Below are 14,110 nucleotides of genomic sequence, written 5' to 3'. Positions count from 1 at the left end.
GGTCACGATGCTCGCCCGCGCGGAGCAGCACGGATTCGACTCCACGTGGGTAGGGGAGAGCTACCACGCGGCCCCTCGGCCGTTCCACCTCCCGTCCGCCCTGGGTCACGTCCGTCCAGCTGCGGGTCGCCCCGTTCGGCACGCCGCCGGACGTCGCCCGCCACACGCTCGACCTCGTCGGGCGGCACGTCCTACCGAACTGGCACGACACGACGCCTCCGGATAGGGGGCAGGAAGTGGAGACGACGCGGTGAGCAACTCATTCGTGTACGCGTCGGTCCGGACCCCGTTCGGTCGCTTCAACGGAGCCTTGGCCGACACGAGGACCGACGATCTGGCCGCGACCGCGCTGAAGGCACTTCTCGACCGCTCGCCGGGCCTGGACCCCAGCCAGGTCGGCGACGTGTTCTGGGGCAACGCCAACGGCGCCGGCGAGGACAATCGCAACGTTGGCCGGATGGCCGTGCTGCTGGCGGGCATGCCCGTCTCGGTGACCGCCACCACGGTGAACCGGCTCTGCGGCTCGTCGCTGGACGCCGCCATGATGGCCGCACGCATGATCGAGGTCGACGACGCGGAGATCGCGATCGCCGGAGGCGTGGAGTCGATGACGCGGGCGCCATGGGTCCTGCCGAAGCCGTCGCGCCGGTTCCCGGCAGGCGACGTCACCGCCGTCTCCACGACGCTGGGCTGGCGTCTGGTGAACGAGCGGATGCCCGCCGAGTGGACGGCCTCGCTGGGCGAGTGCAACGAACAGCTGCAGGAGAAGTTCTCGATCTCGCGCGAGCGGCAGGACGAGTTCGGCGCTCGCTCGCACCGCCTCGCGGCGGAGGCGTGGGAGAAGGGCTTCTACGACGCCCTCGTGGTGCCCGTCCCCGGCACCGACCTGGTCCGGGACGAGAGCATCCGTGCCGACACCTCGCTCGAGGCGCTGGCCGGGCTGAAGCCGGCGTTCCGGCCCGACGGGACGATCACCGCCGGCAACTGCTCACCGTTGAACGACGGCGCGAGCGCGGTCCTGCTGGGCTCGGCGAGCGCGGCCGCGGCCATCGGTCGTGACCCGGTCGCGCGGATCGCCGGTCGCGGCTGGGCGGCGCTGGAGCCGCAGCAGTTCGGCTACGCCCCGGTCGAGGCCGCCAACGACGCGCTCGAGCGGGCGGGCATCACCTGGGACGACATCGGCGCCGTCGAGCTGAACGAGGCGTTCGCCGTCCAGTCGATCGCCTGTGTCGACGCCTGGCTCGAGCTCGGGCTGCGGGACGCCGAGGTCGTCAACGCCAAGGGCGGGGCGATCGCCATCGGGCACCCACTGGGTGCCTCGGGCGGGCGCATTCTCGGGACCCTCGCGGCGCGGCTCGTGGAGTCCGGCGAACGATGGGGCGTGGCAGCCATCTGCATCGGTGTGGGTCAAGGCTTGGCGGTCGTGCTGGAGAACGTCGCATGACGCTGCTCTGCACCTCTGCCGACGAGGCGGTCAGCGGCATCGCCGACGGCTCGACGGTGCTGGTCGGCGGCTTCGGCACGGCCGGCATGCCGTTCGACCTGATCGACGCGTTGATCCGCCAGGGAGCGCGAGACCTCACCGTCGTGTCGAACAACGCGGGCAACGGGGACACCGGGCTCGCGGCGCTGCTCGCGGCCGGGCAGGTGAGCAAGATCGTGTGCTCGTTCCCCCGGCAGACCGACTCCTGGGTCTTCGACGAGCTGTACCGCAGCGGCAAGATCGAGCTCGAGGTCGCGCCCCAGGGGAACCTGGCCGAGCGCATGCGCGCCGCCGGAGCCGGGATCGGCGGGATCTACACCCGCACCGGAGTCGGGACCCTCCTCGCGGAGGGAAAGGAGACCCGCGAGATCGACGGCCGCACGTACGTCCTCGAGCTGCCCATCGCCGGCGACGTCGCGCTCATCAGCGCCCACACCGCAGACACCCTCGGGAACCTCGTCTACCGCAAGACGGCACGCAACTTCGCTCCCGTCATGGCGACGGCCGCGACGACCACCGTCGTGCAGGTGCAGCACGTCGTCGAGCCCGGAGTGCTCGATCCCGAGGCCGTGGTCACCCCAGGCATCTACGTCCACCGGATCGTGCAGGTGCCGTCATGAGCGTGGTGTCTCCGAGCATCGTCGAGCACACCGACCGTGGCCCGCTCGGACGGGACGAGATGGCCCGGGTGCTCGCGGGCGACATTCCCCGCCGGGCGTACGTCAACCTCGGCATAGGTCAGCCCACGACCGTCGGCGACCACCTCCCCCCGGAGTCGGGGGTCATCCTCCACACCGAGAACGGCATGCTCGGCATGGGGCCGGCGGCGACGGGCGACGCGATCGATCCCGACCTGATCAATGCCGGCAAGTTCCCGGTGACCGAGCTGCCCGGCGCCTCGTACTTCCACCACGCCGACTCGTTCGCCATGATGCGAGGCGGCCACCTCGACCTGTGCGTTCTCGGCGCCTACCAGGTCTCGGCAGCGGGGGATCTCGCCAACTGGCACACCGGCGAGCCCGACGCGATCCCGGCGGTCGGCGGGGCGATGGACCTCGCCGTGGGCGCCAAGCAGGTCTTCGTACTGATGTCGCTGTTCACCAGGACCGGCGAGCCGAAGCTCGTCACGGAATGCACGTATCCGCTCACCGCGCTGCGGTGCGTGGACCGGATCTACACCGACGTCGCCACGTTCGAGATCACCGGCGGGGACCAGGTCCTCGTCCGGGAGACGTGGGGGATCTCGTTCCACGAGCTCTGCTCGCGCGTCGACGTCCCGCTCACCGTGGCGACACCGTGACCACGCTCGTCAGGAGGTTGGAGAGCGACATGTCCACCAGGCACCTGTTCTACATCGGGGGTGCGTGGGTCGAGCCGGCCGCGCCGCGGACCTTGGGCGTCCTCGACCCCGCGACCGAGGAGACGTTCGCGACGATCAGCCTCGGGACGGCCGAGGACGTCGACCACGCGGTGGTGGCGGCGCGCGAGGCCTTCGCCGCGTACTCGCAGGTCAGCGTGGAGCAACGGCTGGAGTACCTCAAGCGGATCATCTCCGGCTTCCGGGCTCGGCTGCCCGAGATCGCCCGGACGATGACGCGCGAGATGGGGTCGCCGATCACGTTCTCGACGGAACGCCAGGCCACGGTGGCGCTGTTCCACTTCGAGGAGGCGGCCCGCGTGCTTGCGGACTACCGCTTCGAGGAGGAGATGGGAGCCGGGATCGTGCGGCGCGAGCCGATCGGCGTCTGCGGTCTCATCACGCCGTGGAACTGGCCGCTGAACCAGGTCGCGTCGAAGGTGGCCCCGGCCCTCGCCACGGGATGCACCGTGGTGCTCAAGCCGAGCGAGAACGCGCCGCTCAGCGCCATGGTGCTCGCCGAGGTCATTCACGACGCCGGGCTGCCGCCCGGCGTGTTCAACCTCGTCAACGGTGACGGTCCCACGGTCGGCGAGGCGATCGCGGCGCACCCCGACATCGACATGGTCTCGCTCACCGGCTCGACCGGCGCCGGCATCCGGGTCTCCAAGCTCGCGGCCGACACGGTGAAGCGCGTCGCGCTCGAGCTCGGTGGCAAGTCGGCCAACATCATCCTGCCCGACGCGGACCTGGAGTCCGCGGTCGTCGCCGGGGTGCACTCGTGCTTCACCAACGGCGGCCAGAACTGTCAGTCGCCCACCCGGATGCTCGTGCACCGCTCGCAGCGCGACGAGGCGTACGCCGCGGCGCGACGGGCGGTCGAGGAGGTCCGTCTCGGGGACCCGCTCGATCCGTCGACCACGATGGGGCCCGTGGTGAGCCAGGCTCAGCTGGAGAAGATCACCGCGCTCGTGCAGTCGGGGATCGACGAGGGCGCGACGCTCGTGGTCGGCGGCCCGAGGCGCCCCGACGGGCTCGACGAGGGGTTCTACGTCCGCCCGACCGTCTTCGGCGACGTCACGCCGCAGATGCGGATCGCGCGCGAGGAGATCTTCGGCCCCGTGCTCTCGATCCTGCTCTACGAGACCGAGGACGAGGCCGTCGAGATCGCGAACGACACGCCGTTCGGGCTGGCGGGCTTCGTGCAGTCGAAGGACCCCGACCACGCCCGCAGGGTCGCCAACCGCATCCGAGCGGGCCGCGTCTACCTCAACGGCGCTCCGTTCGACCGCAGCCTGCCGTTCGGCGGCTACAAGCAGTCGGGGAACGGACGAGAGTTCGGGCGGTTCGGCTTCGAGGAGTACCTCGAGGTGAAGGCCGTGCTCGGCTATCGGCAGTGAACGAGGGGACGACATGGTGAACCCCGACCACGGCGAGCGGCTGGCAGTCCTCCTGGATCGCGAGGAGCTCTTCGACCTGGTGAGGCGGGAACGCTTCGCCCGCGACCAGCGACTCTTCGACGTGATGCGTGACTGCTTCCACGACGACGCCTACGTCCGGACCACGTGGTACGACGGACGCGGCGGCGAGGCCTACGTCGAGGCGACGAAGACGTGGATGAGGCGGACCGGGAACAGCAAGCACTGGGTCTTCCCCGCCTACGCGCGGGTCGAGGGCGACCGGGCGACGGTCGAGAGCCCGGCGAAGATCTTCAACCGGACCACGGTGGAGGGAGTGGAGGTCGACTTCCACGCCTACTGCCGGTTCTTCTCACGTGCCGTTCGGGACGAAGGACGGTGGAGGCTGATGAGCTTCGAGGTCCTGCTGGAGCGCGACGAGCTGCGCCCCGTCCATGCAGGTGAGGCGCTCCCGGTGGACGTGGCCCAGCTCGCTGGGCTTCGGCCGTCATACCGGTTCCTCACCTGGATCCAGTCGACCCGCGGCGTGACGGTGAGTCAGGACCTGCTCGGCGACGACCGGCCGGCCGAGCTCGACGCGTTCCACCAGGCCGAGACCGCTTGGCTCACCGGCACTGGATAGCGGTCAACGCCGCGGACCCTGACTGACAGATCGTCTGAGTCTCAGGCCGGGGTGTGCACTGGCAGGCCGAGCACGGGGCGTTCACGCTCGAGGACCTCGCGGCACGCGCTGGAAGAGGGGCGCCGCCTGCTCGTTCCCGCCGTCGTCGTGGCCCACGCCTGGCGTGATGCAACGACGAGACCTTCGCCCAGCCCAATGTCAACTGGGATTTTTGGTTGGTCGGCAACGAAACGACCCGGACAGTCGACGAGCAGCGCCGCCAGCCCCACTTGCCCTACGGCGTTGGCGACAGCAGTCCGGCCGGGCCGAGCGGTACGCGTCGAGGTGTTCCCGTAGGAGGCTCACCACCCATCCCGGCAGCGGCACCGAGCGGCGCCCGGCGTCCGACTTCGGGAACGGCTTGAACGAGGTGTGGCCGGCTACTTCGATCACCGTGCGCCGCACGTGGACCACTCCACGGTCCAGGTCCAGGACGTCCTCACACACCCCGATCGCTTCACCTCAGCGAAGCCACCCGCTGTATCCCCGTATCGTTGAGGAATGCCTCGCTGGTTCCGATGGGATGAGCCAGAGCTTGAAGCGACCACGTACGTCGAGGTTGGTGACGACGGCTGGGCGCTCCGCCACGTTGAAGTGCGTGACCGTGAGAGTCACCCTGTCACGGCAGAGACCCTCGTTGAAGTTCTGCACCTCCGCGATCATGGGACACTTGCAGAGATGCGCGAGTACGAGCGTCGGTACGGAAAGGGAACGGTTGCAGAGGCGAACCTCTCCGACATCGAAACCGACGGCCAAGGGCACGTCGTCGAGGTGTCAGAGGCAGACTTCGAGCAAGTCTGGCGCCCGGCGCGGCGAGCGCTGGATGAACGACCGTAACTGCATCTCGCAGGGCATCAGAAAGGCATCATGCGGCCTGGGACCTGCCGCTATCCGACGGCCACGACCGTCACTCCGACCTCGCACGACGCCACTGAGCGACACGAGGTGAGCGCCGAGAACCGAGACGGTCATCGGCCCTTCGAGCCGATGAGCCAGGGCACCCATCCCGAAGAGCTGCCGGCCGAGGTCCTGGACGACGTGGCCAGCGTGGTCGGGGCAGAGGTCACTCTTCTCAGTCGCCTACCCGGAGGCGTCAATGCGGGTGCCATGCGCGTCCAGTTGGCCGGAAGGGCAAATGCCGTGCTCAAAGCAGAGCTCCGGGCACACCCCAACCACCTGGACGAGACGTTGCGAGCCCAGAGAGTGGTCGAGCACATGCGTAGGCACGGCTATCCCACGCCGGCCTGGCTCGGAGTGGGGGCCACAGCCACTCATGTATGGCATCTGATGGACTTCGTTGACGCGGCTCCCGCGCCAGAGCTGACCCCATCCCTCGTCGAGCAGCTGATGGAGATCATCGAACTCCAGGCTGGCCAAGCCTCCGAGTCCTACGACCACTGGTCGTACGCCTGGCGGGTCGCCACCGGTCAGGAATCGGCTGTCGCCGGGCTGGATTTCAACGAGACGCCGGAGCAGTCGCGTCTCCGCCAGTCCGTGGCCAGGCTCTCGGGGTATTCCTCCGCGGTGTCGGCTCTGGTCGAGCGCCTGCGGCTCGTGTGTGTCGACGTCCCACCACCACGAGAGGCACCTGACATGGTCCATGCCGATCTCTCAACCCCCAGCAATGTCCTGGTCCGTGACGGCGCGGTGGTGGCGGTCGTGGATATCGGGAACGCAGGTAGCGGCACGCGGGCGACTGATCTCACCACCCTCGTGTGGTACACCTTCCAAGATCCGCTGCTGGGTGGTGTCCGAAGGCGGCTGTGGACGAGGATCCTCGACCTGGTCGGCTGGGAGGGGGCGGCGGTGCTCGCAGCGGCACATATCCTCCACATGCTCGAGATCCCCATCCGTCACGGGCGCCACGATGTCGTTCCAGGGGTGATCAAGCGCGGCCATCGCGCCCTCGACGAGCTGAACACGCTTCGCTAGCAGAAGCCCCGAAGGCCTGCGTTCTCGACAGCCGCGCTTCACCCGGGGAGCGGGCCCACGCTCCCCGCGCCTGGACATCTGATGGTGATTGCGCACCCGGTAGCCGATGAGCTGGCCTTGGGCGATGTAGCGGCGCAGCGTCCGCGTGGAGACGTCGGCGTGCGCCGCCGCCGTCGACAGGCCGATGAGTTGGCTTGGCGTATGCCCTTCGCGCATCGCGCCGTGTCGGCCCTGGACACCCGCGGCACGCCGCTCCTCTTTCGTCGCCCACCCTCGCCGCCTTCACCCGCTGCCGGGGCGGCAGGTGTCACCGTCGGGCCCGAATCCGTGCCTGAGCGTGGTGCGCCGGGCTCCGAACGATCTTCGGCGCCGCGGTTGCGCGTGAGGTGGCCCTCCACCGGACTGGCGCCGCTCCATGGGACGGCGGCGGCCTGGTGAGCGGCATGGTCAACACGTCGGTAGCCTCACCGGCTTCAGCGCGTTCCGATCATGCGTCTACGGCTGGACGCCTGTTCACTCTGAGGGGGAGCCTGTCGCCATGTCCAGGATGTCATCCGAGGCCGGGGCGGACGAAGCCGCGACGGAGGTGTTCAGCGCCGCCGCGATTCTGAACCGGGAGGGCCACGCACCCGAGGCCGCCGACCGCTCGGCCCAGCCGCAACACAGGCTGGCTGTGGACCCCGGAGGTGAACCGGACAAGCGCGGGGCCGTTCGACGCGGCGCCATCGCGGGCGGTGCCGTCCTCGCGGCGGGCGCGGCGCTCGGCGTCGCGATCTTCGCGGACTCCGAACCTACCGCCGGTGAGACGGCTTTCGCGGGCGGCGACGGTGGCGACGGTGCCTACCCGGGCCAGGGCCTGCTCGACCCGGAGGTCTCCGCAGAGGCACCTCCCGAACCGGTCGTGATCGACCCGGCCGCCAGCGCCGGCTCACTCGATGACGCCGCACCCGTCGTGTCGCCTGGCGCCCTCGGAGGCGTCCCGACCGGCACCGACCCCGCCCACCCGGAGGCAGACGGCGCCGGTGCCGCGTCCGCTTCCCCGGAGCCGAGCGGCCACGACACGGCCTCCGGCGGATCCGGAGGCGCCGGCGGCGGGGACGACACCGCCTTCGGCAGCGGCTCAGGTCGCGACACGAGCGGCAGCGACACGGGCGGGGACGACACGAGCGCGGACGACACAGGCGGCGGGGACGAGGGCGGTCTCCTCGGCGTCGGCAGCGACGAAGGAGTTCTCGACACCGGTCTCCTGGCCGCCGACTCCGAGTCGTTCGGCGACGAGTCTGAGTCGTCCGGCGACAGCGGCGGTGACGGCGACGGCGGCGTGCTCGATACAGGCCTGCTCGGCTGAGCCGAGCCTCGCCGGTTTCCTAGATGTAACCGCGCGCAGCGATGAGTTCCTGGCCGCGCCCGAGTCTCCCTGTCCAGATGGGGGCGGACCGACGGGCCAGCCCCACATCATCGACACGAAGCGGACGAGCAAGGGGGCACCGTTGAGCGGTATCAGGGTGTTGGTGGCGGGGGCGAGCATCGCGGGGCCCGCGCTGGCCCACTGGCTGCACCGGCGGGGGGCCGAGGTGACCGTGGTGGAGCGGGCCCCCGAGCTGCGTCCCGGTGGACAGGCGGTGGACGCGCGCGGGGTGGCCAAGGAGGTCATCCGGCGCATGGGGCTGGACGCGGCGGTGCGCGCCGCCTGCACCGACACCGCCGGCGCATACACGGTGGACGTGGACGGGAACGTGCTGGAGACCCACCGCGCGGACGACCACGGCGGTGACGGGTACATCGCGGAGATCGAGATCCTGCGCGGGGACCTGTCCCAGGTGCTCTTCGACGACACCCGCGACGCTGTCGAGTACGTGTTCGGCGACCGGATCGCCGAGCTCACCCAGGACGCCGACGGGGTCGACGTGACCTTCGCGGGCGGCGACCGGCGACGCTTCGACCTGGTGATCGGCGCGGACGGGCTGCACTCGGCGCTGCGCACGATGGTCTTCGGGCCGCGCGAGCGGTTCATCCGCCACCTCGGGCTCGTCCTGGCCTTCTACAGCGTGCCCAACGAGTTCGGGCTGGATCGCTGGCTGATCGACTACCAGGAGTCCGGGCGCTCCGCCGGCCTGCGGCCCATCCAGGACGCCACCCGGGCGATGGCCATGTTCTCCTTCCCCTCGGCCGACTTCGACGTCGACTACCGCGACGTCGCTGCCCAGAAGCGCATGCTGCGCGAGCGGATGGCCGGCTTCGGCTGGCAGACCCCGCGCATCCTCGAGCACCTCTACGACACCCCGGACTTCTACCTCGACCAGGTCGCCCAGGTCGTGATGGACCGCTGGTCGAGCGGACGGGTGGGGCTGCTCGGGGACGCGGCGTTCAGCTCGTCGCCGATGTCGGGCGGCGGTACCGGGCTGGCCCTGGTCGGCGCCTATCTACTGGCAGGAGAGCTGGCTGCCGCCGGGTGGGATCCGGAGGCCGGGTTCGCGGGTTACGAGGCGCGGATGCGCTCGTTCGTCGAGGCCAACCAGGAGATCGGCCGGATGCACGTGCAGAGCCTCCAGGCTCCCGAGCCGGACGCGGAGCCCGACATGGAGGCCCTCATGGAGTTGGTCGAGCGCGCGATCAACGGCGTCGAGCTGCCCGACTACGCCGGGGTGCCGGACTCCGGGCCCTCGGCCGGGTCGCCGATCACCTCGTCGGCCAGGCCGTAGGCCACCGCCTCGGGCGCATTGAACCAGCGGTCCCGGCCGAAATCGGTGATCTGCTCCACCGACACCCCGCCGACGATGTCGGCACCCCAATCGCCGGGACCCTGACCGCTACGCCTCCTGTGACTCCTGCACGAACAGGATCTTGTTGCCTGCGGGATCGACCGCTTCCGCGGTCTTGACGAATCCATAGTCGCTGACATCGCCCACGGCGATCTCGACAGCTGCGCACGCAGAGCGCTGGGCGTCGATGTCCTTGACCCCGACGACAACCGTGGTGTGGCCGGCGGACTCGGGTTCAACGGTCACCTGGATCCAAGCGTTCTCGGACAGCTGCCACTCTGCGATACCGTCCATGGGCTCGACGTCGGGGGCACGCCCAATCCACTTCTGATACCACGTCACGGCGTTCGCGTGGTCAGTGACAGGCAGCACACCCACCACACTCACAAGGTTCGATTCAGACATTTGACGGTGTTCCTTTCGGCTCGGTCTTCCCTGGAAGTGGCCGCCTCCACGGTAGAAGCAACCAGGGATCGAGTCTTGGAAAAAACCGCCGCCGCTCAGTCGGCCGCCACGCTCAGGGATTCCGGATACGATGTGGCGGCCAGGAACTGGCCTGGCGACACGCCCGCGAACTCCCTGAAATCCGCGTTCATGTGCGACTGGTCGTAGTAGCCGTGCGCGAGCGCCAGCTGGCTGAAGGAGCCGGTCCCGGCACGAAGCGCCGACGCCAGCTCGCGGAACCGAACGACGCGGGAGAAGAGCTTCGGCTTCACGCCGACCTGCTGCTCGAACAAGCTGGTGAAGCGTTTCGGGGCGGCGTCGATCCGCCCGAGGATGTTCGCGATCGACACCTTCCCGCCGGCGCGCTCGATCTCCGAGACGGCGTAGGCGACGCGAGGATCGGTGCTCGGGCGATCTGCGAGCCGTTCCGCGGTCCACCGGGCCAGGAGTAGTAAGCGCGCTTTGTCGGAACCCGCCTCGTCAAGGCGCTCGGCAAGGCGGCCCGACTCGCGGCCGATCAGGTCCTGCAGATCCAAGGTGGCCCCGGTCAGCTCGTGCAGCGGAATACCGAAGAGGGAGAACGCGCCTGCCGGCCGAAGGCGCACACCAAGCACGCGAGACCTCACGGGGGGACTCTCGATCACGAGTGGAGCCACGATGAGCCCTGAGAGATTCGATGGCGGACACGTGGCCGCGGGCTGGCCCTCGACGATGCGGAACGGCGCGTCCAGCTGCACGATCAGGTCGAGCTCGCCCGTCGGGTAGTGACGCTCCCGCCGCCGCCGGAGCTTGCCGTCGAACAGCCACACGCACTCGACCAGCCCGGCGAGCGCGCTCTGCCGCCAGGTGAGCTGCGTCCACGCGCCCAGCTCGGACTCTTCGCGCCAAGAGACGAGGCCCACGCCGGGAGACTACCGAGACTATGGCGGCTATCGAGGACGTCCGAGACGAAGCACCCTTGGCGGTGGGTTCGTTCTGCTCGAGGGGCCGAACACGGAGGCAGCGACGTGGTCGCAGGTCCCGGCGTGTCCATCGGCGGCGCCGGACGAGCGAGCCCGACGGAGGCCACCAGCTCCTCCAGATCGAGTTCGGCGGCACGGCTGACAGTGGAGGACATGGGCGTCCCCTTCCATCGTGTTGACAATGAATATCGTTCCACTCTAGTTTCGTGGAAGGTTTCAACTCGATGCTGGCGACGTTGCGAGGGCCTCCCATGGACGTCGGCACGCGGTTCGCCCTGGCTGCCACAGGTGCGCGACCGGTCGACCGGTGCGTGTGGCGTCGGTTCGGCGGGCCGACCGACGCGTGGTGCGCGCGTCGGTGCCGGCTGGAACGAGACCTTCCCTGAGCGGTAAGGGCCCTGGGGACGGCCCGGGCCTTCGACGCGTAGACGAGAGTGGAGAGTCGGTCTGATGGGGCGTTTCCGGTCCGGTGTCGCTGTTGTGGCGGGGGTGGTGCTGGTCGCCGGGTGTGGGGCCGGCCCGGAGGGCGGCACGGGATCGATCGTGGTGGACAGCTGCGGGCGGGAGGTCGCCTTCGATTCGCCGCCCGAGCGGGTGCTGGCGATCGGGTCGGAGGCGCCGGGGCTGTTGGTCGCGGCGGGAGCGGGTGCTGCGGTGACGCACTACGCCGGGACCTTGGAGGCGCCCTTCGGTCCTGAGGTGCGCCCTGTGGTGGAGCGGGCGGAGCGGGTCCTGGAGGACTCGCACGACCTGTCGTTCGAGACGATCGTCGCCACGGGAGCGGACGTCGCGATCGGTACGGACATCTCGTCGGCGACCGACATCAACGCGCTCGCCGACCGGCTCGCCCAGGCCGGGGTGCAGCTGTTGACGGTGAGCGGCTACTGCGCGGGCGTGAACGCCGCCTCGGTGGAAGGGCTGTCCGCGTTCGAGTTGATCTACCGCGACATCGAGGCCTACGGAAGGCTCTTCGGGACCGAGCAGGTCGCAGCGAAGGCGATCGAGAGTCTGCGGGAGCGGGTCGCGGCGGTCGAGCAGCAGACGGCGGGCCGGTCCGGGCAGAGCGCGATCCCGCTGTACGTGACCGCGGATGGCCCGCTCGGGGCCTATGGGGGTCAGGCGCTGGTGTCGGAGCAGATGCGGGTGCTGGGGCTGGACAACGTGTTCAACAACGTGCAGAAGCGCTACTTCGAGCCGAACTCGGAGGAGATCGTGAACTCGGCTCCGGATCTGGTGTTCGCGTTGTTCGTCCCGACTGGCTCTTCGGCGCTGGAGACCGACAGCGACGTGGTGGCGGAGTTGCGTGGTCGGCCGGAGCTGGCCGGCCTCGGCGCCATAGCCGATGACCGGGCGTTGTTGCCGCTGAACTACTTCTACACCTCGGCGAGTCCGCTCGCCGTGGACGGGCTCGAGTTGTTGGCCGACCAGATCGCCGGGGAAGGTCGGTGATCAGCAGGGAGATCGACTTCGTCAAGGTGAGCCCGACCCAGAACATGACCTTGCTGGTCAGGTCCGAGCATCCGGTCGAGGAGTACCGGGGCATCGCGACGGCGATCATGTCGGCCGGGCACGTGTACGCCGAGCAGGTCGGGTTCGTCCGGAAGCCGACGTCGCCCGGGGCGGACGCCGGCCTGCACATGGCCGCCGGCGAGTTCTGCGGCAACGCCTGCATGGCGCTCGCCGCCGTGACCGCGTACGAGGAGGGCCTGGGCGCCACCGGCCCGACGGATGTCCTACTGGAGGCGTCGGGGGCGGAGGACGTCGTCAGGTGCCGGGTCGAGCGCCGGCATCCGGACTACTTCTGCGAGCTCGCGGTGCCGCTCCCGCGCCGGGTGCAGCCGTGGACGGCCGACGGCGGGTCGGTGCTCGTCCTGTACGAGGACTCGCTGCATGTCGTCATCGAGGCCGATCGGGTCGACCAGGAGACCAGGGACCGGGCGCAGGCGACGGCGCTGCGGCTGGGGGAGTCCTGGAGCGTTCCGCTGATCGGGGTCATGGTGTACGAGTCGCGCCGCAAGCGGCTCACTCCGCTCGTGCACATCCCGTCACTGGACTGCATGGTGTGGGAGCGGAGCTGTGGATCCGGCACGGGGTCGTTGGGGGCCTACCTGGCGCTGAAGGAGCGGGGTCCGGTCGCGACGGACGTGATCCAGCCCGGCGGGACGATGCACGTGACGGCGATCTGCGAGCACGGCAGATTGGCCGAACTCACGGTCGCCGGATCGGTCCGGATCGTGGCCGAGGGGAAGGCGTTCGTCCATGCGTGACGGGCGGGAACTGCTCCTCGCGTTGACCGACTACCGGCAGCGGTTCAGCGCGCTCGCGCAGGGCTACGACGGATCGACCCGCCGCGCCGCGGAGCTCGAGCAGCTCATGGGCGAGTTCTCGGCCTTCGTGACCGACGAGCACAACCAGGGTCCGCTCACCGCTCTCGAACGAGAGGGGCCTGCCGGCTTCGCGGACCTGGTGGCCGATCTGCGCACGCAGTCCGCACGCTGCGCCGCCATCATGGAGAAGTACCGGGCGCTCGACCTGCTGGACGGTCGCGCCCGCTCGGCCGGCTACTTCGCCAACGTGGAGTCCTGCATCGAGCAGGAGTTCGGTGCCTTCGAGCTCACCTCGGCGTCCAAGGTGCTGCTCGTCGGCTCCGGGTCGTTCCCGATGACGCCGCTCTACCTCGCCGAGCGCATCGGGGCCGGCGTGGTCGGCATCGACATCGACGTCGAGGCCGTCGAGCTCGGACGGCGGGTCGTGCAGCACCTGGGTGGCGGCCTGGAACAGAACATCAGGCTGGAGCACGTCCCCGTGGAGGCACTCCCGTTCACCGGCGAGGCGACCCACATCATCTTCAGCTCGACCGTCGAGGCGAAGTACGACCTGCTGGATCTGCTGCACGCCCTGACTCGCGACGAGGTCGTCGTGGCGATGAGGTTCGGCGATCGCCTGAAGTCGCTGTTCAACTTCCCGATGCGGCAGGTCGATCAGCGGAAGTGGCGGCTGGTCGACACGATCCGCCGTCCGGAGCAGGTGTTCGACATCGCGCTGTACGTGAAGGCGTGAACGTCTTCCAGGCTGATCGACAAGGTGGCAG

At 69.6% G+C, this 14,110-nt stretch carries 15 protein-coding genes; 12 read left to right on the top strand and 3 right to left on the bottom strand.

What is annotated here, in order from left to right; all coding sequences use genetic code 11:
• Positions 1–250: 250 nt before the first annotated feature.
• The 9 genes from K1T35_RS28875 to K1T35_RS28835 all read left to right on the top strand — a co-directional run bounded on the left by K1T35_RS28875 (position 251) and on the right by K1T35_RS28835 (position 9,553).
• On the top strand, positions 251–1,444 hold the full coding sequence (locus K1T35_RS28875; protein WP_220254953.1) for a thiolase family protein: 1,194 nt from the start codon (positions 251–253) through the stop codon (positions 1,442–1,444).
• A complete protein-coding gene (locus K1T35_RS28870; protein WP_220254952.1) occupies positions 1,441–2,103 on the top strand; it encodes a 3-oxoacid CoA-transferase subunit A in 663 nt (220 codons plus the stop codon). Before K1T35_RS28875 ends, K1T35_RS28870 begins: the two co-directional genes overlap by 4 nt.
• Positions 2,100–2,783, top strand: coding sequence for a 3-oxoacid CoA-transferase subunit B (locus K1T35_RS28865; RefSeq protein ID WP_220254951.1), 684 nt, complete (start codon positions 2,100–2,102; stop codon positions 2,781–2,783). Before K1T35_RS28870 ends, K1T35_RS28865 begins: the two co-directional genes overlap by 4 nt.
• Positions 2,784–2,812: 29 nt before the next feature.
• Entirely contained in the window at positions 2,813–4,240 is a 1,428-nt protein-coding gene (locus tag K1T35_RS28860; RefSeq protein WP_220254950.1) for an aldehyde dehydrogenase family protein, read from the top strand.
• 13 nt (positions 4,241–4,253) lie between these two features.
• Entirely contained in the window at positions 4,254–4,880 is a 627-nt protein-coding gene (locus K1T35_RS28855) for a nuclear transport factor 2 family protein (protein WP_220254949.1), read from the top strand.
• Between the two features lie 540 nt (positions 4,881–5,420).
• On the top strand, positions 5,421–5,756 hold the full coding sequence (locus K1T35_RS28850) for a hypothetical protein (RefSeq protein WP_220254948.1): 336 nt from the start codon (positions 5,421–5,423) through the stop codon (positions 5,754–5,756).
• Between the two features lie 108 nt (positions 5,757–5,864).
• Complete coding sequence (locus K1T35_RS28845; protein ID WP_255620854.1) at positions 5,865–6,851, top strand: phosphotransferase family protein; 987 nt, start codon at positions 5,865–5,867, stop codon at positions 6,849–6,851.
• A 538-nt stretch (positions 6,852–7,389) separates the two neighbouring features.
• On the top strand, positions 7,390–8,199 hold the full coding sequence (locus K1T35_RS28840; RefSeq protein WP_220254947.1) for a hypothetical protein: 810 nt from the start codon (positions 7,390–7,392) through the stop codon (positions 8,197–8,199).
• A 142-nt stretch (positions 8,200–8,341) separates the two neighbouring features.
• Positions 8,342–9,553, top strand: a complete 1,212-nt coding sequence (locus K1T35_RS28835) for an FAD-dependent monooxygenase (protein ID WP_220254946.1) — start codon at positions 8,342–8,344, stop codon at positions 9,551–9,553.
• Here the strand turns inward: K1T35_RS28835 and K1T35_RS49635 are convergent.
• The 3 genes from K1T35_RS49635 to K1T35_RS28820 all read right to left on the bottom strand — a co-directional run bounded on the left by K1T35_RS49635 (position 9,487) and on the right by K1T35_RS28820 (position 10,959).
• Positions 9,487–9,741, bottom strand: coding sequence for an ATP-dependent Clp protease proteolytic subunit (locus tag K1T35_RS49635; protein ID WP_304940829.1), 255 nt, complete (start codon positions 9,739–9,741; stop codon positions 9,487–9,489). The two genes, K1T35_RS28835 and K1T35_RS49635, sit on opposite strands and share 67 nt — an antisense overlap.
• On the bottom strand, positions 9,662–10,018 hold the full coding sequence (locus K1T35_RS28825; RefSeq protein WP_220254944.1) for a VOC family protein: 357 nt from the start codon (positions 10,016–10,018) through the stop codon (positions 9,662–9,664). Before K1T35_RS28825 ends, K1T35_RS49635 begins: the two co-directional genes overlap by 80 nt.
• Before the next feature lie 95 nt (positions 10,019–10,113).
• On the bottom strand, positions 10,114–10,959 hold the full coding sequence (locus K1T35_RS28820; RefSeq protein WP_370645152.1) for a DUF6597 domain-containing transcriptional factor: 846 nt from the start codon (positions 10,957–10,959) through the stop codon (positions 10,114–10,116).
• Between the two features lie 510 nt (positions 10,960–11,469).
• On the opposite strand from K1T35_RS28820, the gene K1T35_RS28815 reads away from it, so the two are divergent.
• Genes K1T35_RS28815 through K1T35_RS28805 form a run of 3 tightly spaced genes read left to right on the top strand, consistent with a single transcriptional unit; the run spans position 11,470 to position 14,079 of the window.
• Complete coding sequence (locus K1T35_RS28815) at positions 11,470–12,468, top strand: ABC transporter substrate-binding protein (protein ID WP_220254942.1); 999 nt, start codon at positions 11,470–11,472, stop codon at positions 12,466–12,468.
• Positions 12,465–13,286, top strand: a complete 822-nt coding sequence (locus K1T35_RS28810) for a hypothetical protein (RefSeq protein ID WP_220254941.1) — start codon at positions 12,465–12,467, stop codon at positions 13,284–13,286. The genes K1T35_RS28815 and K1T35_RS28810 overlap by 4 nt, the downstream gene beginning before the upstream one ends.
• Complete coding sequence (locus K1T35_RS28805; protein ID WP_220254940.1) at positions 13,279–14,079, top strand: class I SAM-dependent methyltransferase; 801 nt, start codon at positions 13,279–13,281, stop codon at positions 14,077–14,079. Before K1T35_RS28810 ends, K1T35_RS28805 begins: the two co-directional genes overlap by 8 nt.
• Positions 14,080–14,110 lie beyond the last annotated feature (31 nt).

The sequence above is a fragment of the Pseudonocardia sp. DSM 110487 genome, assembly GCF_019468565.1.
Lineage (GTDB): Bacteria > Actinomycetota > Actinomycetes > Mycobacteriales > Pseudonocardiaceae > Pseudonocardia.
This window is presented reverse-complemented; position numbering and strand designations above follow the sequence as displayed.